Source organism: Brevibacterium zhoupengii (genome assembly GCF_021117425.1).
Lineage (GTDB): Bacteria > Actinomycetota > Actinomycetes > Actinomycetales > Brevibacteriaceae > Brevibacterium > Brevibacterium zhoupengii.
Genome location: NZ_CP088298.1, coordinates 1,513,610 through 1,538,066 on the forward strand (window position 1 = coordinate 1,513,610; position 24,457 = coordinate 1,538,066).

General features: G+C 60.1%; 18 protein-coding genes and 3 rRNA genes. 10 read left to right on the forward strand and 11 right to left on the reverse strand.

Annotation, left to right across the window (positions count from 1 at the left end; translation table 11 throughout):
* Nucleotides 1-5 precede the first annotated feature (5 nt).
* Nucleotides 6-494: a GNAT family N-acetyltransferase gene (locus LQ788_RS06900; RefSeq protein ID WP_231446082.1), complete on the reverse strand. Its 489-nt coding sequence runs from the start codon at nt 492-494 to the stop codon at nt 6-8.
* Between the two features lie 84 nt (nt 495-578).
* Between LQ788_RS06900 and LQ788_RS06905 the strand changes: the two genes are divergently transcribed.
* Nucleotides 579-1,391 carry an exodeoxyribonuclease III gene (locus LQ788_RS06905; RefSeq protein WP_262908324.1) on the forward strand — a complete coding sequence of 271 codons (813 nt, stop codon included), beginning with the start codon at nt 579-581 and terminating at the stop codon, nt 1,389-1,391.
* Between the two features lie 109 nt (nt 1,392-1,500).
* Here LQ788_RS06905 and LQ788_RS06910 read toward each other — a convergent pair whose 3' ends face one another.
* Nucleotides 1,501-1,743 carry a CstA-like transporter-associated (seleno)protein gene (locus LQ788_RS06910; protein WP_231446084.1) on the reverse strand — a complete coding sequence of 81 codons (243 nt, stop codon included), beginning with the start codon at nt 1,741-1,743 and terminating at the stop codon, nt 1,501-1,503.
* Nucleotides 1,744-1,788: 45 nt separating this feature from the next.
* On the reverse strand, nt 1,789-4,038 hold the full coding sequence (locus LQ788_RS06915; protein ID WP_231446085.1) for a carbon starvation CstA family protein: 2,250 nt from the start codon (nt 4,036-4,038) through the stop codon (nt 1,789-1,791).
* A 297-nt stretch (nt 4,039-4,335) separates the two neighbouring features.
* Between LQ788_RS06915 and trpS the strand changes: the two genes are divergently transcribed.
* A complete protein-coding gene (trpS, locus tag LQ788_RS06920; protein ID WP_231446087.1) occupies nt 4,336-5,334 on the forward strand; it encodes a tryptophan--tRNA ligase in 999 nt (332 codons plus the stop codon).
* A gap of 99 nt (nt 5,335-5,433) precedes the next feature.
* Nucleotides 5,434-6,483 carry an App1 family protein gene (locus tag LQ788_RS06925; protein WP_231446090.1) on the forward strand — a complete coding sequence of 350 codons (1,050 nt, stop codon included), beginning with the start codon at nt 5,434-5,436 and terminating at the stop codon, nt 6,481-6,483.
* Between the two features lie 42 nt (nt 6,484-6,525).
* Here LQ788_RS06925 and LQ788_RS06930 read toward each other — a convergent pair whose 3' ends face one another.
* The 5 genes from LQ788_RS06930 to LQ788_RS06950 form a co-directional block, all read right to left on the reverse strand.
* On the reverse strand, nt 6,526-7,494 hold the full coding sequence (locus tag LQ788_RS06930; protein ID WP_231446091.1) for an NAD(P)H-dependent flavin oxidoreductase: 969 nt from the start codon (nt 7,492-7,494) through the stop codon (nt 6,526-6,528).
* A 168-nt stretch (nt 7,495-7,662) separates the two neighbouring features.
* Nucleotides 7,663-8,439, reverse strand: a complete 777-nt coding sequence (locus tag LQ788_RS06935; protein WP_231446092.1) for an enoyl-CoA hydratase — start codon at nt 8,437-8,439, stop codon at nt 7,663-7,665.
* Nucleotides 8,436-9,494, reverse strand: a complete 1,059-nt coding sequence (locus LQ788_RS06940; RefSeq protein WP_231446093.1) for an enoyl-CoA hydratase/isomerase family protein — start codon at nt 9,492-9,494, stop codon at nt 8,436-8,438. The genes LQ788_RS06935 and LQ788_RS06940 overlap by 4 nt, the downstream gene beginning before the upstream one ends.
* Before the next feature lies 1 nt (nt 9,495).
* A complete protein-coding gene (locus LQ788_RS06945; RefSeq protein WP_231446094.1) occupies nt 9,496-10,662 on the reverse strand; it encodes an acyl-CoA dehydrogenase family protein in 1,167 nt (388 codons plus the stop codon).
* 171 nt (nt 10,663-10,833) lie between these two features.
* The gene (locus LQ788_RS06950; protein WP_231446101.1) at nt 10,834-11,349 is read right to left on the reverse strand and encodes a MarR family winged helix-turn-helix transcriptional regulator; all 516 of its coding nucleotides are present in this window, start codon (nt 11,347-11,349) and stop codon (nt 10,834-10,836) included.
* A gap of 52 nt (nt 11,350-11,401) precedes the next feature.
* On the opposite strand from LQ788_RS06950, the gene LQ788_RS06955 reads away from it, so the two are divergent.
* From LQ788_RS06955 to rrf, 4 genes are all read left to right on the forward strand, one after another.
* The gene (locus tag LQ788_RS06955) at nt 11,402-12,076 is read left to right on the forward strand and encodes an SOS response-associated peptidase (RefSeq protein WP_231446103.1); all 675 of its coding nucleotides are present in this window, start codon (nt 11,402-11,404) and stop codon (nt 12,074-12,076) included.
* Between the two features lie 523 nt (nt 12,077-12,599).
* A 16S ribosomal RNA gene (locus LQ788_RS06960) occupies nt 12,600-14,134 on the forward strand.
* 414 nt (nt 14,135-14,548) lie between these two features.
* A 23S ribosomal RNA gene (locus LQ788_RS06965) occupies nt 14,549-17,662 on the forward strand.
* Nucleotides 17,663-17,819: 157 nt separating this feature from the next.
* Nucleotides 17,820-17,938, forward strand: a 5S ribosomal RNA gene (rrf, locus tag LQ788_RS06970).
* Together the 16S, 23S and 5S rRNA genes form the textbook arrangement of a ribosomal RNA operon.
* Before the next feature lie 287 nt (nt 17,939-18,225).
* Here rrf and LQ788_RS06975 read toward each other — a convergent pair.
* Complete coding sequence (locus tag LQ788_RS06975; RefSeq protein WP_231446106.1) at nt 18,226-18,825, reverse strand: GNAT family N-acetyltransferase; 600 nt, start codon at nt 18,823-18,825, stop codon at nt 18,226-18,228.
* Between the two features lie 194 nt (nt 18,826-19,019).
* Between LQ788_RS06975 and gdhA the strand changes: the two genes are divergently transcribed.
* On the forward strand, nt 19,020-20,366 hold the full coding sequence (gene gdhA / locus LQ788_RS06980; RefSeq protein WP_231446107.1) for an NADP-specific glutamate dehydrogenase: 1,347 nt from the start codon (nt 19,020-19,022) through the stop codon (nt 20,364-20,366).
* 117 nt (nt 20,367-20,483) lie between these two features.
* Here gdhA and LQ788_RS06985 read toward each other — a convergent pair whose 3' ends face one another.
* Nucleotides 20,484-20,999: a flavin reductase family protein gene (locus tag LQ788_RS06985; protein ID WP_231446109.1), complete on the reverse strand. Its 516-nt coding sequence runs from the start codon at nt 20,997-20,999 to the stop codon at nt 20,484-20,486.
* Between the two features lie 31 nt (nt 21,000-21,030).
* Here LQ788_RS06985 and LQ788_RS06990 point away from each other — a divergent pair, with 31 nt between their 5' ends.
* Nucleotides 21,031-21,285 carry a DUF3039 domain-containing protein gene (locus LQ788_RS06990; protein ID WP_009884033.1) on the forward strand — a complete coding sequence of 85 codons (255 nt, stop codon included), beginning with the start codon at nt 21,031-21,033 and terminating at the stop codon, nt 21,283-21,285.
* Nucleotides 21,286-23,070, forward strand: coding sequence for a DEAD/DEAH box helicase (locus LQ788_RS06995; RefSeq protein ID WP_231446111.1), 1,785 nt, complete (start codon nt 21,286-21,288; stop codon nt 23,068-23,070).
* A gap of 38 nt (nt 23,071-23,108) precedes the next feature.
* Here the strand turns inward: LQ788_RS06995 and LQ788_RS07000 are convergent, their stop codons facing one another.
* Entirely contained in the window at nt 23,109-24,428 is a 1,320-nt protein-coding gene (locus LQ788_RS07000; protein ID WP_231446113.1) for a nicotinate phosphoribosyltransferase, read from the reverse strand.
* Between the last annotated feature and the right edge of the window lie 29 nt (nt 24,429-24,457).

Consider the following 24,457-nt stretch of genomic DNA (forward strand, 5'->3'; position numbering starts at 1 on the left):
TCGGCTCACTCCTCGAGGAGTTTGAGTTCGAAGAACACTCGAGGATTTCCTGCACCCGCGTAGTCCTCGATGAGTTCACCGCTGAACCCGAGCGAAGAATGGAACGAGATCGCTGCCGAGGAATCCGGCATGGTTGTCGCCTGCACCGATGAGACACCCAGCTTTCGGGCGTGCTCGATGAAATACTGGTACAGGTGCCGGCCGATGCCCTGATGGCGGAAATCTGTCCGAGCCGCAACCAGATGGATGTAGGCAGGGCCGTCATGGGGGACGACGCCGAGCAGATAGCCGACGATCTCCGAACGATACCTGGCAACCAACCCGGAGGTCACGAACTGATGGAACCAATAGGCATCGTGGTCTCCGCTGAGGTCCCTGTCTCCCCAGAAGTTCTTCTGCGCACCGAGCAGGAACTCTCGCATCTCACGGGCGTCTACTTCGTCGAGCGGGCTGATGCTCAGCTGCTCAGAATCGAAAGTCTCGTCTACGGCCATTGCGCCTCCTGAAATATGCTTCTTTCCATCACTGTATAACGCCCAGGCCCGGATGAGTAGTGCGCTCATGCCATGATAGGACACATGATTCGGATTGCATCAGTCAACGTCAACGGAGTTCGAGCGGCATGGAGAAAGGGGATGCCCACCTGGGTCGATAGTGCGAAACCCGACTTCATCACGCTGCAGGAAGTCAGGGCGGCCAACGACATCGCCCTCACAGTGCTCGAGGACACCGGGTACACCACGATCAGCCACGACGCCGAGGCGAAGGGACGTGCCGGAGTCGCCGTCATGGCTCGGAATGAGCCCGTCGAAGTCCGTGAAGGACTCGGCACGGACGGGTACTTCGATCGGGCCGGTCGGTGGTTGGAGACGGACTACCGCCTCGGCGATGGGTCGCTGCTGACTCTCGTCTCGGCCTACGTCCATTCAGGCGAGGTCGACACTCCCAAACAGGAGGACAAATACCGCTTCCTCGACCGGATGACGTTGCGTCTGCCTGAACTCGCAGAACACTCCGATCACGTGCTCATCACCGGTGACCTCAACGTCTGCCACACCGAACGGGATCTGAAGAACTGGAAGGCCAACCGCAAGAAGGCCGGGTTCCTGCCCGAGGAGCGCGCCTACTTCGACGGGTTCTTCGGCGAGGTCGGCTACGTTGACGTGCACCGCGACCTCAGCGGAGACGTCGACGGCCCCTACACCTGGTGGTCCATGCGTGGGCAGGCCTTCGACAACAATGCCGGGTGGCGTATCGACTACCAGATGGCGACACCGGCACTCGCGAAGGCAGCAGTCAAAGCAACGGTGGACAAGGCCGACAGCTGGGCCGAACGCTGGTCCGATCATGCTCCGCTCGTCATCGACTACGATCTGCCCGCACCAAAATAGTCGTCGCCGGCCGGCGATGTGACGGGGCCCGGGTCGGTGTGGAGATCTCCACACCGACCCGGGCCCCGTTTCAGCACTCACCAGCGCTGCTGGTCACGCGAACTGTGTTTCAGCAGCACCGAGCCTTCGGATTGCGGTCCTGCTCATCGGTGAGATCACGCCAGAACTCCTTCTCACCCATCGCACCCTCACGAGTGCCGTGGCGGCGCTCATAGGACTCCATGTAGTGGATGTAGGCGTTCTCGCCCATGATCTCCTTGAGATACCACAGGAGTCCCGCCGCGCCTCGGCGCAGCGAACCCCATGGGTCCTTGACGAGACGCTCAAGCGGATGTGTGCTTGCGCTGGTCATGATGTTGCTCCTCTCCGTGCCGTGGTTGCGACACTGAAGACGCGGTCATGGTCGGTGCTGCGGGGAATGCTCTTCCCACTGGGCCTGGACTTCGCGTTCGGCCTTCCTGGCGATGAGACCAGCCGGGGCGAACATCTTGGTCTCCGTGTAGGGCTCCTCGGAGGTGGGCAGCGAACCCTTCTTGATGGCTTCGACAGACTTCCACACGGCCATGATGACGACCATCGCCACCAGCAGCGCGAAGACGATCGAGAGAGTGCCCTGCACGAAGGTGTTGCGGACGACGGCTCCCATCGCCGCCGCACCTTCGGTGTTGCCCAAGGAGGTCTCTCCGGAGGCCAAGGCGTCCCTGTAGGCGAAGTGCTGAGCCCAGTAGCCGAGGGCGGGATCGGAGGAGAAGATCTTCTGCCACGACGCGGTCATGGTGACCACAAGGTCGATGACCAGAGGAATTCCCGGAATCCATGCCCAGCGGGCCAGGCCCATCTTGCACACGATGGCAAATATCACCGCCAGTGCAATGGCCGCCAACAACTGGTTGGAGATGCCGAAGAGCGGGAACAGAGTGTTGATGCCGCCGAGCGGGTCGGTGACACCCATCAGCAGGATCGACCCCCACGCTCCGACCATGATCGCCGTCGTCAGCCATGCGCCAGGGGTCCACGAGGGATCGCGGAACTTCTTGGAGAAGTTGCCGAGGGCGTCACTGAGCATGAAGCGAGCGACACGTGTGCCGGCATCGATGGTGGTGAGGATGAACAGGGCCTCGAACATGACCGCGAAGTGGTACCAGAAGGACATCCATGCGGGTCCGCCGAAGATGTTGTGGAGGATGTGTGCCATGCCCATTGCCAGGGTTGGGGCACCACCGGTGCGGGAGACGATGCTTCCTTCGCCGACGTCCTTGGCCGCCTGATCCAATATTTCGGGACTTGTCGTGACTCCGGACATGCCCAGCGAGTTGTTGATGAAGTCCGAAGCTCCCTGCGCTGTCCCTCCCGTGAGGGGTTCGGCGGCATTCATGGCGAAGTACAGTCCCTTGTCGAGGCAGATCGCGGCCACCAGGGCCATGATCGCGACGAAGGACTCCATGAGCATTCCTCCGTAGCCGATGAGGCGGGCCTGGGATTCCTTCTCGATCAGCTTCGGCGTGGTGCCCGAAGAGATCAGAGCGTGGAATCCCGATAGCGCCCCGCAGGCAATGGTGATGAAGAGGAAGGGGAACAGAGCTCCAGCGAAGGCAGGGCCTTCGGAGTTGAACGCGAACTCGGTCACGGCAGGCATCTGCACGCTGGGGTTGACGATGAGGATGCCGACAGCCAAAAGGATGATGGTGCCGATCTTCATGAATGTCGACAGGTAGTCACGCGGCGCCAGCAGCACCCATACCGGCAGGACGGCTGCAAGGAAGCCGTAGATCATCAGGCACCAGGCCAGGGTGACCTTGTCGAGGTGGAAGACCTCCGACCAGACAGGCGAGTTGTGGACCCAGCCGCCGGCCACGATGGCCAGGATCAGGAGGACGATGCCGATGACCGAGACCTCGACGACCTTGCCCGGGCGCAGGTAGCGCATATAGATGCCCATGAACACGGCGATGGGAATCGTCATGGCGATGGAGAACACACCCCAGGGGCTCTCGGCCAGAGCGTTGATGATGACGACGCCGAGGACGGCGATGAGGATGACCATGATGAGGATGATGCCCAGTGAGGCGATGATTCCGCCCGTGCGACCGAGCTCATCACGAGTCATCTGACCCAGCGAGCGGCCGTTGCGGCGCATCGAGAAGAAGAGCACCAGGTAGTCCTGAACGCCGCCGGCGACGATGACGCCGAGTACGATCCACAGGGTCCCGGGCAGGTAGCCCATCTGTGCGGCCAGGATCGGGCCGACCAGGGGGCCGGCACCGGAGATGGCGGCGAAGTGGTGGCCGAAGAGCACGCGCCGGTCCGTGGGCGCGAAGTCGCGTCCGTTGTCATTGAGCTCTGCCGGGGTGGCCCGCTTCGGGTCGGGGCGGCAGATCTTCCATTCGATGAACTTGGCGTAGAACCGGAACGCGATGAGGTAGCTGCCGACTGCAGCGGCGACGAACCAGCTGGCCGACATCTCCTCTCCGCGCACGAACGCCACCATCGCCCAACCGGCGGCCGCGACCAGCGCGATGACCACCCAGATGACGATCTTCACCGGGGTCCACCGCGGCTTCTCAACCACAGCCACCGGTGGCAACCCCTCTTCGGTTCTGACGTATTCGACCGACAAGATTTCCTCCTCGTTGAGCTCGATGACCATTCACCGAATCTTCGTTGCCCATGATCACCGACCGTCGCAAAGTCGGAGGCGAATCATAGTCGCTTGACCGAACCTTGTGAGATGCCTTGATGAATCATGTGATCTGCATCGTCACTATACCGCTTGCTGGTGGCGCACAGGTGGCGGAGGTCACCGGAGCAGAGAAGCCGGTCTTCAGTGCCGGTTTTACTCCAGTATTCCGACATCGTCGACACAGTGTGCTCGCGACTGCTGCCATCGGCGTCTCGCACGGGGGTGGTCTGCGAAGATGCGGGGGTGAAGTGGCATCATAGTTCTATGATGACTTCTTCTCAGCCACGCACAGTTTCCGGTATTCAGGCCACCTCGGACTCACTTCACCTGGGGAACTACATCGGAGCTCTGCAGCAGTTCGTGGCGCATCAGGAGTCACACGATGCCTTCTACTTCATCGCGAACATGCACGCGATCACCGTCGAGCAGGATCCGACGGACCTGCGCGAACGGACTCTGCGCACGGCGGCGCAGTTCATTGCGGCAGGCATCGATCCGGAGAAGTCGACGATCTTCGTCCAGTCTCAGGTCCCCGCGCATCCGCAGCTGTCATGGGTCCTCGAATGCACCACGTCCATGGGCGAGGCCAGTCGGATGACGCAGTTCAAGGACAAGTCGGCCAAGCAGGACCACGTGTCCCTGGGTCTGCTCACCTATCCCGCGCTGATGGCAGCCGACATCCTCCTCTACAACCCGCAGATGGTGCCCGTGGGTGAGGACCAGCGCCAGCACCTCGAACTGACGAGGAACTTGGCCGAACGCTTCAACTACCGGTTCGGTGAGACCTTCGTCGTCCCCGATGCACAGATCCTCAAAGCCACCGCGAAGATCTACGACCTGCAGAACCCTTCGGCCAAGATGTCGAAGTCCCTGCCCAGCCCTCTGGGCCGCATCGACCTCCTTGATGAGGCGAAGTCGCTGACGAAGAAGATCAAGTCTGCTGTCACCGACGACGGCAAGGAGATCGCCTACGACCCGGAGGCCAAGCCCGGAGTGTCGAACCTGCTCACGATCTACTCCTCCCTGACCTCTCGGTCGGTCGACGACATTGTGGCCGAGTACGAAGGGAAGATGTACGGCCACCTCAAAGTCGACCTGGCCGAGGTCGCCGTCGAGGCGCTCGCCCCTATTCGTGAGCGCACCAATGAGCTCCTGCAGGACCGGGCTCAGCTCCAGACGATCCTCGATGCCGGTGCTGAGAAGGCCAATGAGATCGCCGAGGTGACCCTGCGAGACGTCTATGACAAGGTCGGCTTCATCTGAGGCAGTCCCGGTTCGATCCGACCGCGTTCCCGCCAGCCCCCTTTCCAGCCCGACCCGAGCAGACCTGACCCGACGTGCGACGAGTGTGAAGGAAGAACCGTGGCGAAGAAGAAACCCGAAGAAGGACCGCTGAACCTCAGTCCGGACATGCTGCACACTGCGGCCCGACTGGAAGACCGTTTCAACGGCTGGCTGCAGAATCGCGCCACCGACCACACCTATCAGCGCACGGTCATCGCCTATGACACCTACGGTGGAACCGGGTGGGTGAGAGTGCTCGGCCGTTTGGTCCTGACGCCGACGGGCCAACCGGCGGCGGACGTGGAGGCGAGCATCCGCGGCTGGAGGTCCTTCGTCAGTGTGCCCCTGCCCAATGACACAGCGTGGGTGCGAGTCAACGACGAAGAGCATATGGTCACCGCTGACCGCGGCGGCATCATCGACACAGTGATTCCCGGGGACTTCGAGCCGGGAGAGACCGAAATCGAGCTGTGGACCGACGGGTCTCTCGTCGATTCCGCCAACGTGCGGATCATCGGTGAGGACTCGACGTTCGGCATCATCTCCGATATCGACGACACCGTCATGGTCACGTCGCTGCCCAGGCCGTTCCTGGCCGCCTGGAACACCTTCGTCCTCAGCGAACATGCCAGGTCGCCGGTGGCGGGAATGGCGGTCCTCTATGACCGGATCACCTATATGCGCCCCAACACTCCGATGGTCTATCTCTCAACGGGTGCATGGAATTCGGCGCTGACGATCAAACGGTTCCTGTCTCGCAATCTCTACCCGATGGGCCCTCTGCTGCTCACTGACTGGGGGCCGACGACGACGCGGGTCTTCCGTTCGGGCAAGGAACACAAACGCAATTCTCTCGAGCGGCTGTCACGTGAGTTCCCGTGGATGAAATGGCTGCTCATCGGCGACGACGGGCAGAAGGACGAAGAAGTCTACGGTGAGTTCGTCGACAACCATCCGGACAATGTCGCCGCTGTCGCCATCCGGCAGCTCACCGTCGGTGAAGCAGTCTGGGCCGGTGGCCGCTCGAAGCGCCACGGCCGCGGTCAGGGAGTGCCGTGGATCTATGCCCCGGACGGTGCAGGCCTGTCATCGCGCCTGACCGAACGGGGCATCATCTCCACGATCTGAGCTCGCGCCCAGACCGGTCTGGCCTCCCTGACCGGTCTCGCCTCAGAGGCGGGCGCTGAGTTCCTTCTTCGCCGCTTCGTACTCTGCTGCGAAGCCCTCGACGAGCTCTGCGGTGGTGCGCTTGGCACCGAGGACGCCGATGCCCTGTCCTGAGCCCCAGATGTCCTTCCACGCTTTGGAGTCCGAGCCGTCCTTGGTGCCGAAGTCCATCTTCGTCGGATCGGCCTCGGGCAGGTTGTCGGGGTCAAGCCCTGAAGCGGTGATCGATCCGCGCAGGTAGTTGCCCTTGACTCCCGTGAAGTAGTTGGAATAGACGACGTCTTCGGCTGCGGAATCGACGATCATCTGCTTGTAGTCGTCGACGACGTTGGCCTCGGTCGTGGACAGGAAGGCCGAGCCCACGTAGGCGCAGTCTGCCCCGGCGGCCAAGGCGGCGAGGACCGAGCGGCCGTGTGCAATGGCACCCGAGAGCAGCAGCGGCCCGTCGAACCAGGTCCGGATCTCCTGGACCAAAGCGAAGGGGGAGAGCGCTCCGGCATGCCCGCCGGCACCGGCGGCCACGGCGATGACGCCGTCGGCGCCCTTCTCCACGGCCTTGTGCGCGAACTTGTTGTTGATGACGTCGTGGAGGACGATGCCGCCGTAGGAATGGACGGCCTCGTTGACCTCTTCACGCGCTCCCAGAGACGTGACCACGATGGGCACCTGGTGGCGAACCACCTCGGCGAGGTCTTCTTCCAAGCGGTTGTTTGAGCGGTGAACGATGAGGTTCACCGCGAACGGTGCCGCAGGCCGGTCAGGATTCGCCGCGGTGAACGCGGCGTTGGACTCCCTGATCTCGTCCAGCCAGTCGGTGAGCATCGCAGCCGGACGGGCGTTGAGGGTGGGGAAGGAGCCGATGATGCCGGCCTGGCACTGGGCCTTGACCAGTTCGGGCCCCGATGCGATGAACATGGGAGAGCCGAAGACCGGCAGCCGCAGCTGGGGGAGAAGATTGGCAAAAGAATTCATAGTGCCTCCTTTGGGTGGATGAACATTTCCACTCTAACTGAACGATTGTTAAAAGTGATCACGGGAACAGAGACGACGATGGCGCAGACGAGTTCGACTCGTCTGCGCCATCGTTCATCCATTGCACTGCAGTGCCTGCCGCGGACTTCCGGGGTCAGGCACCGGGAATCAGGAATCCGTGAAGTTCGCGTCCCGCTTCTCGACGAATGCGGCCATTCCCTCGGACTGGTCGTTTGTGGCCAGGCTCGAGTGGAAGAGGCGACGTTCGTACTTCAGCCCCTGCTCGAGGGTCGTTTCGAATGCGGTGTTGACCGCTTCCTTGACCATCGCCGAGGCGATGCGGGACTTGGACGCGATCGTCTGCGCGATCTCGTTGGCCGTTGCAAGCAGTTCCTCGGGCTCGACGATACGTGCGACGAGACCCGAACGCTCGGCCTCCTCGGCATCCATCATGCGTCCGGTCAGGCACAGGTCCATGGACTTGGCCTTGCCGATGGCCCGAGTCAGGCGCTGGGATCCGCCCATGCCAGGCAGGACGCCGAGGTTGATCTCCGGCTGGCCGAATTTCGCCTTGGTCGAGGCGATGAGGATGTCGCCCATCATCGCCAGCTCGCAGCCGCCGCCGAGGGCGAAGCCGTTGACCGCGGTGATGACCGGTTTGCGGACGTCGGTGAGGCGGGTCCAGCCGGCGAACCAGTCGGCCTTGTACGCGGTGGCGAAGTCGAGGTCAGACATCTCCTTGATGTCTGCGCCGGCGGCGAAGGCCTTGCCGGTGCCGGTGATGATGATCGCTTTGACCTCGTCATCGGCGTCGAACGCGGCGGCCGCGTCGGTGACGTCGGTGAGCACCTGCATGTTCAGTGCGTTGAGGGCCTTCGGACGGTTGATCGTGATGGTGGCAACGCCCTGGTCGACGGCCGTGAGGATAGTTTCGTAGTCGCTCATGCGAACACCTTCTCTTCGTGGTCGGTGGTGAGGATGTCGTTGACTGTTTCATCGCTGACCTCGGCGAACGAGGCCGGCGACCACTGCGGATTGCGGTCCTTGTCGATGACCTGAGCGCGGATTCCCTCCTTGAGGTCCGGCCGCCGGGTCAAGGCGACGGCGGCGCGGTAGTCCTGCTCGAGGACCTCTGCCAAGGACATGTCTCCGGCCTTGCGGACGGCTGCCAGGGTGACCTTCACCGAGGTTGGAGCCTTGGTTTCGATCAATTGTCCGGTGGCATTGGCATCGGAATTCTCGTGCGCGGCCAAGGCTGCGACGATGTCTTCGACGCGATCTGCGGCGTAGCACTCGTTGATCCATCCTGCAGCCTCGGCGAGTTCGTTCTCCGGGGTCTCGGAGGCGTGGCGGGTGATGGTCTCCTCGACATCACCGCCAGCTTCGAGTTCGGCGATGAGTCCCGGGACATCGGCATCGAGCACGTAGTAGTCGGCCAGGCCCATGGCCAACGCTGCTCCCGCGCCGACCGGCTGTCCGGTCAGGGCCAGGTGGGTGCCCAGTTCGCCCGGGGCGTTGGCCAGCAGGTGGGTGCCGCCGACGTCGGGGAACAGGCCGATTCCGGTCTCGGGCATCCCGATCTTCGTGGAGTCGGTGACGATGCGGTGTGAACCGTGGCCCGAGATTCCGACGCCGCCGCCCATCGTGATGCCGTTCATGATCACGACATAGGGTTTGGGGAACTCGGAGATCGCATGGTTCATCTTGTATTCGCGATTCCAGAATCGGGCGTTCTCATCGGTTCCGGCCACAATGTCGTTGTAGACGGCCTTGATGTCGCCTCCGGCGCACAGTCCGCGTTCGCCGCGACCTGTGACCAGAACGGTTCTGATCGAGTCGTCGTCACGCCAGCTCTTGAGGGCGTCATCGATGGCGCCCACCATCTCCTGGCTCAGTGCATTGATCAGCTTCGGTTTGTTGAGCTCGATCCGGCCCACTCCGTTGGTGATCGAGGTGATCACCGAAGATTCCGTCGGCGGCGCCGAGGTCTCTGTTGTCATATCAGCCCACTCCTGTGCTCTTGCGCGAAATGATCACGCGCATGATTTCGTTGGTGCCTTCCAGAATCTGGTGGACGCGCAGGTCACGCACCAGCTTCTCAATTCCATACTCTGTCAGATAGCCGTAGCCGCCGTGCAACTGGAGTGCCCTGTTGGCGACATCGAAGCCCGAATCCGTGGCTGTCAGCTTGGCCATTGCCGAGAGCAGTGAGGTGTTCGGATCGCCTGAGTCGTAGGCGCCAGCGGCCCGCCAGAGGAGGGAGCGGGCGGCTTCGAGCTTGGTCTGCATCTCTGCGACTTCGAATCGCAGGGCCTGGAATGCCGAGAGTTCGGTGCCGAAGGCCTGCCGTTCGCCCATGTAGTCGATGGCCTTCTCCAACGCGGACTGGCCACCGCCGAGCGAACAGGCGCCGATGTTGAGTCGGCCTCCGTCGAGCCCGGACATGGCGATCTTAAATCCCTGACCGGGTTCGCCGAGGAGGTTCTCCTTCGGCACGCGCACATTTTCCATGATGACCTGTCGGGTTGGCTGCGCACGCCACCCCATCTTCTGTTCGTTGGGACCGAAGGAGAGTCCCTCCATGCCCTTTTCGAGGATGAATGCGGAGATTCCGCGTGATCCGTCCTGTCCGGAGCGTGCCATCACCAGATAGGTCTCGGAGGTGCCGGCTCCGGAGATGAACTGCTTGACCCCGTTGAGGACGTAGGAGTCCCCGTCCTCCCTCGCCGAGGTGCGCAGTGCGGCGGCATCGGAACCGGCGTTGGGCTCGGTGAGGCAGTAGCTGCCGAGGTGGTCCATCGACACCAGCGGAGTCAGGTACTTCTCCTTCTGCGCGGCATCGCCGTACTTGTCGATCATCCACGCCACCATGTTGTGGATGGAGATGTATGCGGCGACCGAAGGGCAGGCGGTCGACATCGCTTCGAAGATGAGGGCGGCGTCCATGCGTCCCATGCCGGTTCCGCCGGCCTCTTCGCTGACGTAGATTCCGCCCATCCCCAGATCGGCCGATCGTTTGATGACGTCGACGGGGAAGTGGTGGTCGGCGTCCCACTCCAGAGCGTGCGGAGCGATCTCGGAATCGGCGAATTCGCGCACCATACCGGAGATCGTCTGTTGTTCTTCGGTGAGACCGAACGGCAGGGCAGATGCTGTGCTGCGGGACATTGTTCCTCCACGGATAGGGCTATTCACGACTGAGGCTGATCGCCTACGTGATGATGTTCACCACGATACGGAGAAATTACTTGGACGTCCAACTAATTATGGTCAGCACGTCTCTTTCAGGTGCAGCAGACGGGGGTGGTCGGAGAACTGCTCAGCGGCAGAGCTTCAGACTCAGGCCTGGTCCTCGAGCTCGGACCGCAGCGATTCGAGGTGGGGGATGAGTTCGCTCAGATCGGCGCGTGCCAGCGCTGGTGAGCTGAAGACCTCGTCGTTGAGGGCGGCAGTGGCGCGTGAGGAGAGCTCACGACCGATTTCGGTCAGCTCGACGAGCGTGGTGCGACGGTCGTCAGGGTGGCTGCGTCGTTTCACGAGTCCGGCTCTTTCCAGCCGGTCGACCGAATTCGTCGTCGATGTGGCGTGGACTTGGAGGCGGGCCGAGATCTTCGACATCGGCAGAGTCCCTGATTTGGTGAAGGAGAGGAGCGTGAGGACTTCGTAGCGTGAGAACGTCAGCGCAAATGGTTTGAGTGCGGCATCGACCTTGGCCAGGAACAACTGATGGACTCTCATCACTGAGATCACGGTCGTCATGCCATCGGTGGAATCGTGCCAACCGTGGGCGAGCCACTGTTTCCTTGATTCCTCGATCGGGTCGAGTCTGCTCGCTGTTGTCTTTTCCGCCGCCATTGTCGACAGTGTAGTGAAGTGAGAAGATAAGCGCATGTGTGGTCGACTCAATATGTCTCTCGATCCGGCAGATCTCGCCGATGAGCTCCGCCTTGACGTCATCTCGTATGACTACACGCCTAAATACAACGTGCCACCAGGTTCCTTCGTGCCGATCGTCGTGGAACGTCTCGACGACAGCGGACAGCTGACGCGTCGGCTGGAGACAGCTTCATGGGGGCTGGTCCCCGGCTGGGCGAAAGACACCAAGATCGGGTTCAAGGCTTTCAATGCCCGATCGGAGACGGTCCTCGAGAAGCCGATGTTCAGGCAGTCCATCAAAAGGCGACGCTGCGCACTTCCGATCCCCGGCTACTACGAGTGGGAGACCACGGAAGACGGCAAGCAGCCATGGATGATGTCGGCGGCAGGCGCTGACCCACTGTTCATGGCCGGCCTCTTCGAGTTCTGGAAGCAGCCGGACCAATCCTGGTTGGTGTCGACGACGATACTGACTATGGAGGCAGCGGGGCATCTGCAGGACGTCCACAATCGGATGCCGGTCTTCCTTGAACGCGGGGCCATTGATGGATGGATCGATCCAGCGGTGTCGAGTGCCGAGGTTCCTCCGTTGTTGGAATCGACCCTGGCGCAGGTGGACCCAGCGAGCGTGACTCGTCACAAGGTGGGCAAGTCCGTGGGGAATGTTCGCAACGATGGTCCAGAGCTCACCGCGCCCGTGGCCTGACTGCTGACTCAGGTCTGCAGTGACCGTCTCATTGGGCGTCGGCCGGGCCCGAATAGGTCCGTTTTGCGCAGTCGGCAGGAAGTGTGTAGTGTGTACCGAGTTGCCAGCCCGCAAGGAACGGCAACAGTCGCTCTGATCAGGTTTGATTGCAGCAAATTGAAGATGAACTTCAAGTTGCGAAGATCGAAACAACACTGTAGAGTAGATATCCGCTGGTACGGCGGGCCGCAAGGCAGAAAGTACACAATTGAAACTGACACCCCCAGTGAACATGCCCAGATGTTGGGTTGTGGTGATGGGTGAGTGTTTGTGGTTTGAGAATCCAATAGCGTGTTTGTTTGAACAAATAGTGATGCCAGAAACATTATTTTTCTGGTAAGACAATCACATGGTCACACATTTGTGACTGCCCTTCGCCGGGTGGTCACGCCAGCGTGTGTGGACATGAACATTGAGCCGACTGCGGTCACCCCGTGATCGTTTGGTTGGCTGTCTTGCTGGGATTCATTCGTAACATAATTTTTTTATGGAGAGTTTGATCCTGGCTCAGGACGAACGCTGGCTGCGTGCTTAACACATGCAAGTCGAACGCTGAAACCCGCAGCTTGCTGTGGGTGGATGAGTGGCGAACGGGTGAGTAACACGTGAGTAACCTGCCCCCGACTTCGGGATAAGCCCGGGAAACTGGGTCTAATACCGGATATGACAACCGAAGGCATCTTTGGTTGTGGAAAGTTTTTTCGGTTGGGGATGGGCTCGCGGCCTATCAGTTTGTTGGTGAGGTAATGGCTCACCAAGACGACGACGGGTAGCCGGCCTGAGAGGGCGACCGGCCACACTGGGACTGAGACACGGCCCAGACTCCTACGGGAGGCAGCAGTGGGGAATATTGCACAATGGGGGAAACCCTGATGCAGCGACGCAGCGTGCGGGATGACGGCCTTCGGGTTGTAAACCGCTTTCAGCAGGGAAGAAGCCCCTTACGGGTGACGGTACCTGCAGAAGAAGTACCGGCTAACTACGTGCCAGCAGCCGCGGTAATACGTAGGGTACAAGCGTTGTCCGGAATTATTGGGCGTAAAGAGCTCGTAGGTGGTTGGTCACGTCTGCTGTGGAAACGCAACGCTTAACGTTGCGCGTGCAGTGGGTACGGGCTGACTAGAGTGCAGTAGGGGAGTCTGGAATTCCTGGTGTAGCGGTGAAATGCGCAGATATCAGGAGGAACACCGGTGGCGAAGGCGGGACTCTGGGCTGTAACTGACACTGAGGAGCGAAAGCATGGGGAGCGAACAGGATTAGATACCCTGGTAGTCCATGCCGTAAACGTTGGGCACTAGGTGTGGGGGACATTCCACGTTCTCCGCGCCGTAGCTAACGCATTAAGTGCCCCGCCTGGGGAGTACGGTCGCAAGGCTAAAACTCAAAGGAATTGACGGGGGCCCGCACAAGCGGCGGAGCATGCGGATTAATTCGATGCAACGCGAAGAACCTTACCAAGGCTTGACATACACCAGACCGTTCTGGAAACAGTTCCTCCCCTTTGGGGTTGGTGTACAGGTGGTGCATGGTTGTCGTCAGCTCGTGTCGTGAGATGTTGGGTTAAGTCCCGCAACGAGCGCAACCCTCGTTCTATGTTGCCAGCACGTGATGGTGGGAACTCATAGGAGACTGCCGGGGTCAACTCGGAGGAAGGTGGGGATGACGTCAAATCATCATGCCCTTTATGTCTTGGGCTTCACGCATGCTACAATGGCTGGTACAGAGAGATGCGAGACCGCGAGGTTTTAGCGAATCCCTTAAAGCCAGTCTCAGTTCGGATCGTAGTCTGCAATTCGACTACGTGAAGTCGGAGTCGCTAGTAATCGCAGATCAGCAACGCTGCGGTGAATACGTTCCCGGGCCTTGTACACACCGCCCGTCAAGTCACGAAAGTCGGTAACACCCGAAGCCGGTGGCCCAACCCCTCGTGGGAGGGGGCCGTCTAAGGTGGGACTGGTGATTGGGACTAAGTCGTAACAAGGTAGCCGTACCGGAAGGTGCGGCTGGATCACCTCCTTTCTAAGGAGCACACATCAGAACCCCAACGTGTCACCCGAACGTGGTGCCGGTTGGGAGCTCAAGGGTGGAACATCATTATTTTCGCTCAACCCGCACAGCGTCGTTAAGGTTCATGCCTTGTCGACGGTGTGATGATGGTGGGCTAGAACGAACACGTTATTGGGTCCTGGAATCACAAACCAACCAGCAATGGTTGTCTGTGGTTTCAACCAACAGGACCAACCCGTCCACACTCGCAGTCGAAAAAGCTGTTCGTGGTGTGGGTGGTGTTTGGTAGTGGTTTGAGAATCGTATAGTGGACGCGAGCATCAACAGCCCGAACATTTGTTTGGGTTGTTATGTAATGTGATTTTTCTTGTGAAATCTTAGTGTGAAAAATTTCGCACACACGATTGCAACCAATTTGTTTGGGTGTGATGAGTGTGTAAGAGCGCATGGTGGATGCCTTGGCATCAGGAGCCGATGAAGGACGTGGAAATCTGCGATAAGCCTCGGGGAGCCGATAAACGGGCTGTGATCCGAGGGTGTCCGAATGGGGAAACCCCGCCACATGAGAGTGTGGTGACCCGCATCTGAATATATAGGATGCGTGGAGGGAACGCGGGGAAGTGAAACATCTCAGTACCCGTAGGAAGAGAAAATAAAACATGATTCCGGGAGTAGTGGCGAGCGAAACTGGATCAGCCTAAACCGTGTGCGTGTCAAACGTGCTGGTGTTGCGTATGCGGTGTTGTGGGGAATGCGTGTTCGGTCCAGCATGACCGAGTCGTTGATGTGTGCCTTGTGTAGTCGAAGCTGGTGGGAAACAGTACCGGAGTGGGTGAGAGTCCCGTAGACGAAACATGTGGCCCCGACGATATGTGTTTGCCCGAGTAGCACGATACTCGTGGAATGTCGTGTGAATCTGCCAGGACCACCTGGTAAGGCTAAATACTTCCTGATGACCGATAGCGGATAGTACCGTGAGGGAATGGTGAAAAGTACCCCGGGAGGGGAGTGAAATAGTACCTGAAACCATGTGCTTACAATCCGTCAGAGCCTCCTTTGTTGGGGTGATGGCGTGCCTTTTGAAGAATGAGCCTGCGAGTTAGCGGTGCGTGGCGAGGTTAACCCGAGAGGGGTAGTCGTAGCGAAAGCGAGTCCGAATAGGGCGAATGAGTCGCGTGTCCTAGACCCGAAGCGGAGTGATCTAGCCATGGGCAGGGTGAAGCGTGTGTAAGAGCGCGTGGAGGCCCGCACCCACTTCAGTTGAAAATGGAGGGGATGACCTGTGGTTAGGGGTGAAAGGCCAATCAAACTCTGTGATAGCTGGTTCTCCCCGAAATGCATTTAGGTGCAGCGTTGCGTGGTTCTTGCCGGAGGTAGAGCTACTGGATGGCTGATGGGCCCCACCGGGTTACTGACGTCAACTAAACTCCGAATGCCGGTAAGGTTCAGCGTGGCAGTGAGACAGTGGGGGATAAGCTTCATTGTCGAGAGGGAAACAGCCCAGACCATCAACTAAGGCCCCTAAGCGTGTGCTAAGTGGGAAAGGATGTTCAGTTGCGAAGACAACCAGGAGGTTGGCTTAGAAGCAGCCATCCTTGAAAGAGTGCGTAATAGCTCACTGGTCAAGTGATTGAGCGCCGATAATGTAGCGGGGCTAAGTACACCGCCGAAGTTGTGGCAGCACCCCAAGTAGCCGTAATGGTGGGGTGTTGGGTAGGGGAGCGTCGTGCTGGCAGTGAAGTCGCCGTGTGAACGAGTGGTGGAGCCGGTACGAGTGAGAATGCAGGCATGAGTAGCGAAAGACGGGTGAGAAACCCGTCCACCGGATGACCAAGGGTTCCAGGGCTAGGCTAATCCGCCCTGGGTAAGTCGGGACCTAAGGCGAGGCCGACAGGCGTAGTCGATGGACAACCAGTTGATATTCTGGTACCGACACATAACCGTCAATACCAAAACACACGATACTAACCATCCAATCGTCCTTTCGGGTCTTCGGACCTGTTGTGGATGTGCGGCTGGGACCTGAGTGTGGAGTCGGTAAGCGCGAGGTGTGACGCAGGAAGGTAGCCAGGCCACGCGATGGTAGTCGTGGTCTAAGGTCGTAGCACGTGGGGGTAGGTAAATCCGTCCCCACTTTGAGTGTGAGAGCTGATGGGCGCCCCACTTGTGGTGGGGTGATCTGGTGATCCTATGCTGCCGAGAAAAGCATCGGCGTGAGGTTGTGTGTTGCCCGTACCCTATAACCGACACAGGTGGTCAGGTAGAGAATACTAAGGTGATCGAGAGAATCGTGGTTAAGGAACTCGGCAAAATGCCCCCGTAACTTCGGGAGAAGGGGGACCATCCCGGTGAAGCCAACGTGCTTGGTGATGTGCTGGTGGTGGTCGCAGAGGCCAGAGAGAAGCGACTGTTTATTAAAAACACAGGTCCGTGCGAAGATGTAAGTCGATGTATACGGACTGACGCCTGCCCGGTGCTGGAAGGTTAAGAGGACTCGTTAACCCGTAAGGGTGAAGCGGAGAATTTAAGCCCCAGTAAACGGCGGTGGTAACTATAACCATCCTAAGGTAGCGAAATTCCTTGTCGGGTAAGTTCCGACCTGCACGAATGGCGTAACGACTTCTCTGCTGTCTCAACCACGAACTCGGCGAAATTGCATTACGAGTAAAGATGCTCGTTACGCGCAGCAGGACGGAAAGACCCCGAGACCTTCACTATAGTTTGGTATTGGGATTCGGTGTGGTTTGTGTAGGATAGGTGGGAGACTGTGAGGCTATCACGCTAGTGGTGGTGGAGTCGTCAAGTGAAATACCACTCTGATTATACTGGATTTCTTAACTTCGGACCCTGATCGGGTTCAGGGACAGTGCCTGATGGGTAGTTTAACTGGGGCGGTTGCCTCCTAAAGAGTAACGGAGGCGCCCAAAGGTTCCCTCAGCCTGGTTGGCAATCAGGTGTCGAGTGTAAGTGCACAAGGGAGCTTGACTGTGAGACGGACGTGTCGAGCAGGAGCGAAAGCTGGGACTAGTGACCCGGCCATGGCTTGTGGAAGCGTGGTCGCTCAACGGATAAAAGGTACCTCGGGGATAACAGGCTGATCTTGCCCAAGAGTCCATATCGACGGCATGGTTTGGCACCTCGATGTCGGCTCGTCGCATCCTGGGGCTGTAGTCGGTCCCAAGGGTTGGGCTGTTCGCCCATTAAAGCGGTACGCGAGCTGGGTTTAGAACGTCGTGAGACAGTTCGGTCCCTATCCGCTGCGTGCGTAGGAAATTTGTGGAGGCCTGTCCTTAGTACGAGAGGACCGGGACGGACGAACCTCTGGTGTGCCAGTTGTACCGCCAGGTGCATGGCTGGTTGGCTACGTTCGGGAAGGATAACCGCTGAAAGCATCTAAGCGGGAAGCCTGCTTCGAGATGAGATTTCCAATCCATTAAGTTGGGGTGAGGTGTCCTATAGATTATGGGTTTGATAGGCCGGGTATGGAAGCACTGTGAGGTGTGGAGTTGACTGGTACTAATACGCCGATCACTCATCAACCTTTCATTTTGGTTGGTGTGTGCGTGTTTACGCTATGGGTTTTACGAGATACTTTATGAGTCACATTATGTGTGGTGTTCGCGTTCGCTGTACGGTTCTTGGACCGCTACTACATCCTTGAGTCTTTGTGATTCGGGTGGTGGTGGTTTGTTGGTTTTGCGGTGGTGATAGTGGTGGGGAAACGCCCGGTTAACCGTTCCGATCCCGGTAGCTAAGCCCATTCGCGCTGATGGTACTGCAACTTGGTGGTTGTGGGAGAGTAGGTGACTGCCGCAATATTCTTTGAGTAGAGGTCACTCCTTTTTGGGGGTGGCCTTTACTTGTCTGTGGTGGTGTGGATTTCGGTTCTTTTTGGGGCGGGGTCGGCACCACCACTTTTTGCATTCACCAATGATCTGGGGTGGGGGAGCGTTCGCTGAAGCAGTTCAGCGGGTGCTCCCCTTTTTCTGCCATTCACGGACACTGTAGTGGCTGATCATAGATCCTGTGCCAGGTGCCGGATTGTGTTGGGTTCGGCCCTGGCCGCTGGCGCAAGGGATCCTCAGCCCGGCATTGTCAGGCTCTCAAGCCGATGTCAGCCCGAGGAATCGACGGACCACCTCGGCGCCGGCAACCTCGACCAGTTCCGGACCGCGGATGATCTCCTCAGCTGCCAGCATGACCTGCTGCTCAACGCGCGCCTGCCCATCCTGCGCGACGAGCGTCTTGACCCCATTGGGCGTGTACCCGAGCTTCTCTGAGACTCTGCGACTGGCTGCGTTGCCCTCGAAGAATCCCGAATTGAACTCTCGCGCACCGAAGTGATCGGCGAACGCCACCACCACAGCTCTGCGCATCAGGGTCCCATACCCTTTGCCCTGCTCATGCAGCGCTAACCACGATCCAGTCGAGACTGCCTGGGTACGGACGAAGTCGTTTGCGCTCACGCCCTGCACGCCGACGGCATGACCGTTGACCCTGACGGTGAACTCGATCGTCCAATCATCGACGCGGAAGTTTGCTCGTGTGCTCCATTGGTACTGAGCGATGGACTGTGCGATTTCTTGAGGAGTACCGGAATCCCAGTTGACGAGAAAGGCAGGAATGTTGTTTCGCCGGACCCCGCCGGACGCAATGTCGGCCAATTCCGAATATTCCGATTCGCGTACTGGTGACAAATCCATACGTCCGCACCGTATTCTTAGTGAAAAGGGCGGCCAAACGTCTTCTAAATCCATAAACCGAGTGTAGCCGCGGATAGTTTTCGGCAACGCGAAACGCCGAAACTTGCAATATACCAAACTTGCGCCGCGACACCAGTTTGTCCATTATTCGGTCGGATCAGCTCATGTTATGCGGGTCACGGTAAATTGATCCCATGAGCTTACATCCATCACTGCAGCCAATCTTCGACACTGTGCTCCATCGCAATCCCGGAGAGTCGGAGTTTCATCAGGCGGTACAGGAAGTTCTCTATTCCCTGGGCCCTGTCGTCGACAAGCACCCGGAATACCTCGAACTCTCAGCCTTCGAACGCCTTTGCGAACCCGAGCGCCAGATCATCTTCCGCGTACCTTGGATCGATGATCAGGGCGTCGTCCAGATCAACCGTGCGTTCCGCGTGCAGTTCAACTCCGCGCTCGGCCCCTATAAGGGCGGTCTGCGGTTCCACCCGTCTGTGAACTTGGGCATCGTCAAGTTCCTCGGTTTCGAGCAGATCTTCAAGAACGCCATCACAGGTCTGCCCATCGGCGGCGGCAAGGGTGGATCCGACTTCGATCCCAAGGGGCGCAGCGACCTTGAAGTCATGCGCTTCTGCCAGTCATTCATGACAGAACTCAGCCGCCACATCGGAGAATACCGCGACGTTCCGGCCGGTGACATCGGTGTCGGCGGTCGCGAGATCGGGTACCTCTTCGGCCAGTACAAGCGCATGAAGAACGAATACGAGGCCGGTGTCCTCACCGGCAAGGGCCTGTCCTACGGCGGCTCAATGGTCCGCACCGAGGCGACTGGCTACGGTGTCGTGTACTTCCTCAAAGACATGCTCGCAGCTGCGAAGAAGAACATCGACGGACGCACCGTCTCGATCTCCGGATCAGGAAATGTTGCTGTCTTCGCAGCCGAAAAGGTCGCAGCATTCGGCGGTACGGTCATCACAATGTCCGACTCCGCCGGTTTCATCCACGACCCCGACGGCATCGACACCGACATCGTCAAGCGCATCAAGTTCGAAGAGCGCGGTCGCATCTCCGAATACGTGGCTGAACGCGGAGGACGGTCCGTCTACCACGAGGGCGGCAACGTCTGGGATATCGAGGTTGACGTCGCACTTCCATGCGCGACCCAGAACGAGCTCGACGCCGATTCGGCGCGGACCCTGGTGAAAAACGGCGTCATCGCCCTCGCGGAAGGGGCGAACATGCCCTGCACCCCTGAAGCCGTGAAGACCTTCTCCGACGCTGGTGTGATCTTTGCCCCGGGCAAGGCAGCCAACGCCGGCGGCGTGGCCACCAGCGCTTTGGAGATGCAGCAGAACGCCAGCCGCGATACGTGGGACTTCGACTTCACCGAAGCCCGACTGGCTGAGATCATGGGCGACGTTCATGACAGCTGCGCCGAGGCGGCCGCAGAGTTCGGCTCACCCGGTGACTACGTTGCCGGCGCTAACATCGCCGGTTTCATCCGCGTTTCTGAAGCGATGCTCGCACAGGGCGTCGTCTGATCTGAGTGACAGGCAGCCGGCCTCGAGCCGGCGCACAGCGGCCCTCCGATCATCTGCCAGCTTTGAAAGAAGCTGAGGGATGAACGGAGGGCCGCTGGCATTCAACCAGGCTCGCCGTCAGCGTGGCCCGATCGTCCCGTAGCCCTTGCGCCACCGCAGTAGCGGTTTGCCCTTGCTGCTGCTGGCTCCTGTACCCATCGACACGACTTCACCGACGACGAGGTAGTGTGTGGCGATTTCAAGGGTCTGCGTCTGCCGCAGTTCGAACCATGCGATTGCCTCCGTCAGGACCGGCTGGCCCGAATGCGGTGCCGGAAACGTATCGATGCCCTTGAGCGAACCATAGAGCGGCTGCCCGGATGCACCCAGCCGCTCGGAGACGTCTCGCTGGGATGAGTTGAGCAGGGAGATGGCATAGTGGTCACTCATCTCCAGGGATTCCATCATCCGTGACCCGCCGTAGATGCTCACGGCCATGGTCGGCGGGTCGTAGGACACGTCGAGGAATGAGTCGACGGTGATCGCATGCAGGGCAGTTCCGCGTTTGACTGAGACCACGGCAACAGCAGCGGCAATATCATCGCTGAGTTCGCGATAGCGTTCTGTGAGGGAATCCTCGTGAGTTCTGTCCATGGGTCTCATTCTAGGGAACTACAATGGAGCCATGACCTATCCAGCATCAGGTGGTTCAGCAACAATCGAGCGTGAGCAGTCCGAACAGCTTGTTGAACCCGGCGACCACGAACGATTCAGCCATTACGCACCCAAAGACAAGATCATGGAATCCATGGTCACGGGCACACCGCTGATTGCTCTGTGCGGAAAGGTGTGGGTGCCCACACGCGACCCTGAGCGGTTCCCCGTGTGCCCACGATGCAAAGAGATCTACTCATCGATGTCTGAAGGACCCAAGGAGTAAATGGCCGCGGAACGTCTCCCAGGGACCTCCGCCGCCGAACAACTGCCACCGGCCTTTCCCGAGCGTGCTGCTTGGGGAACGGCCGGAAAGTTGCGTGCGTGGCAGGCAGAGGCTCTCGAACTCTATTTTCGGGAACAGCCGAAGGACTTCCTCGCGGTCGCAACGCCTGGTGCAGGTAAGACCACCTTCGCCCTGCGATTAGCTGCAGAGCTGCTTGCCCAGCGGGTAGTCAACAGGGTCACCGTCGTCGCCCCGACTGAGCACCTCAAGGTGCAGTGGGCCGATTCGGCATCACGCGTCGGCATCAAACTCGACCCGCACTTCAAGAATGCCCAGGGCAAGCACGCCCCCGGCTATCACGGTGTTGCCATCACCTACGCTCAGGTCGCGGCGAAACCGGTCCTTCACCACAACCGCACCGCTGCCGGTCGCACCCTTGTCATCCTCGATGAGGTCCACCATGGTGGCGACGCATTGTCCTGGGGCGATGCAGTCCGCGAGGCGTTCGGCCCAGCAGTGCGCAGACTCTCCCTGACAGGAACCCCCTTCCGGTCCGATACCTCGCCGATCCCGTTCGTCACCTACGCTCCCGACGAAAACGGCATCCGCACCTCGGTGGCCGACTATTCCTACGGCTACGGCCGTGCACTCAAGGACTCCGTCGTGCGTCCGGTCCTGTTCCTCACCTACGCAGGCACCATGTCGTGGAGGACGAAGGCCGGCGACGAGATGTCGCACGTCCTCGGTGAGGAGACGACGAAGGACATCAACTCCCAAGCTTGGCGGACTGCGCTCGACCCCTCCGGTGATTGGATGCCGGCTGTCCTCAAAGCTGCCGATATCCGTCTGACCGAGGTTCGCCGCACCGTCCACGACGCCGGCGGACTCGTCATCGCCACCGACCAAGATTCCGCCCGCGCCTACGCGAAGATCCTCCGCGAACTCACCGGAGAGGCACCGACTGTCGTGCTCTCCGACGAGGCCGGAGCCTCGGCGCGCATTGAGCATTTCCAGAACTCCACGGATCGTTGGATGGTCGCCGTGCGCATGGTCTCCGAAGGCGTCGACGTGCCGAGACTGTGTGTCGGGGTCTATGCCACCTCCTCGGCGACTCCGTTGTTCTTCGCGCAGGCGATCGGGCGCTTCGTGCGTGCCCGCAAGCGCGGGGAGACCGCCTCGGTGTTCCTGCCCTCCGTGCCGATCCTCCTGGCATTGGCCAATACGATGGAGGTCGAACGCGACCACGCCCTCGACCGGCCGAAGAACGAGGACGAGAACGACGTCGTGGTCTTCGACGATCAGGCCATGGAACAGGCCAACCGCAGCGAAGGCGCTTCCTCCGATCAGCTGGGATCATTCGAAGCTATCGGCGCCGAAGCGCTCTTCGACCGTGTGCTCTTCGACGGAGGAGAGTTCGGCACCGGGGGAGCGGTCGGCTCTGAGGACGAGCTCGACTTCATCGGCATTCCCGGCCTTCTCGAACCCGACCAGGTCCACGAACTGCTGCGCACCCAGCAGGCACGTCAGGCCAAGCGGAAGACCGCTTCCGCGCCGCCTGCACCGGAACCTGAGGTCAGCGAACTCGACCACCGGGCGATGAAGGAAGAGCGCAATCAGCTGCAGAGCCTCGTCGGTGCTTGGTCACGTCGTACGGGTACGCCGCACGCGACCGTTCACGTCGAACTGCGCAAGGCCTGCGGGGGACCGGCTGTGGCACAGGCAACCCAGGAACAGATCCAGGCACGGATCAAAAAGCTGCAGGGCTGGTTCGTCGGCAAGAAGTGACGCCTGAGCGTCCTCAGCTCAGGTGACTCAGGTCCTGATCATTTGGGGTAGAACACTGTGGGGATCGCGGGTTCGCCGTCCTGCATGCGGCGGGCCGAACGTGGCAGCTCGGCCAGAGACTCGTCATGTCGGGCGCAGGCCTTCGTGACTCCGGCCGCGCCGATATAGGACTCATCGATCTCACCATCGACGACGAGGTCGACAGTCAGCGAACGACCATCGCCGAGGTCATCGGGCAGTGTCGGGATGCCCACGGCCTCTTCGACCGCGATGGCCCCATCGATGAGGCGCAGAGCGTCTTTGTGCCCTCCTCGTGAGGGCTTGCCTGTCGAGTTCTTCGCCACCGAAGTCCAGGCGCCCGACTCGTCGGCTCGGGCCACGAGCTTGTAGACGAGTCCGGCGGCCGGAGCACCCGAGCCGGTGACCACTCGTGTTCCGACACCATAGGAATCCACTGGCGACGCGGCGAGAGCGGCGATCGCATATTCGTCGAGGTCGCTGGTGACGGTGATGGTGGTGTCATGAGCGCCGAGGCGGTCGAGACCGGCCCGAACTTCGCTGGCCTGCTCGACGAGGTCGCCCGAGTCGATGCGCACGCCGCCCAGATTCTCACCGGCCAGACGTACAGCCGTCGCCAGCGCCTCCTCGACGTCATAGGTGTCCAGAAGCAGAGTGGTGTCGGTTCCCAAAGATCTGAGCTGAGCGGCGAAGGCCTCCTGCTCGGAATCGTGGAGAAGAGTGAAGGAATGGGCCGAGGTGCCGATGGTGCGCAGACCGTACCGGAGTCCGGCGGCGAGATTCGACGTCGATGCGAACCCGCCGATGACTGCAGCGCGGGCGGCCGCGACCGCTGCATGTTCGTTGGTGCGGCGTCCACCCATCTCCGCACAGGGTCGATCTCCTGCGGCCTGGGCCATGCGCGAGGCCGCCGAGGCGACGGCACAGTCATAGTTCATCGCCGAGAGGATGAGCGTTTCGAGGATGACTCCTTCGGCGAACGTGGACTCAATCGTCATCAGAGGTGACCCGGGGAAGTAGATCTCGCCCTCGGCATACCCTCGAATGCTGCCGGAGAACGAGTAGTCGGCCAACCAGTCGATGGTTCGCGAGTCGACGATCTGCTCGCGGCTGAGGAACGAGAGCTCATCGTCGCCGAAGCGGAAGTCCTTGAGCATCTCGAGAATGCGACCTGTACCGGCAACGACACCGTAGCGCCGACCGGCAGGCAGGCTGCGACCGAAGACTTCGAACAGGCTCCTGCGGTGCGCAGCACCCGATTCCAGGGCAGCCTGGACCATCGTCAATTCGTACTGATCGGTGTAGAAAGCCGTCGAACCGGTCCGTGTGAGATCACTCATAGGCGCGATACTACGTCACGACAGCGTCA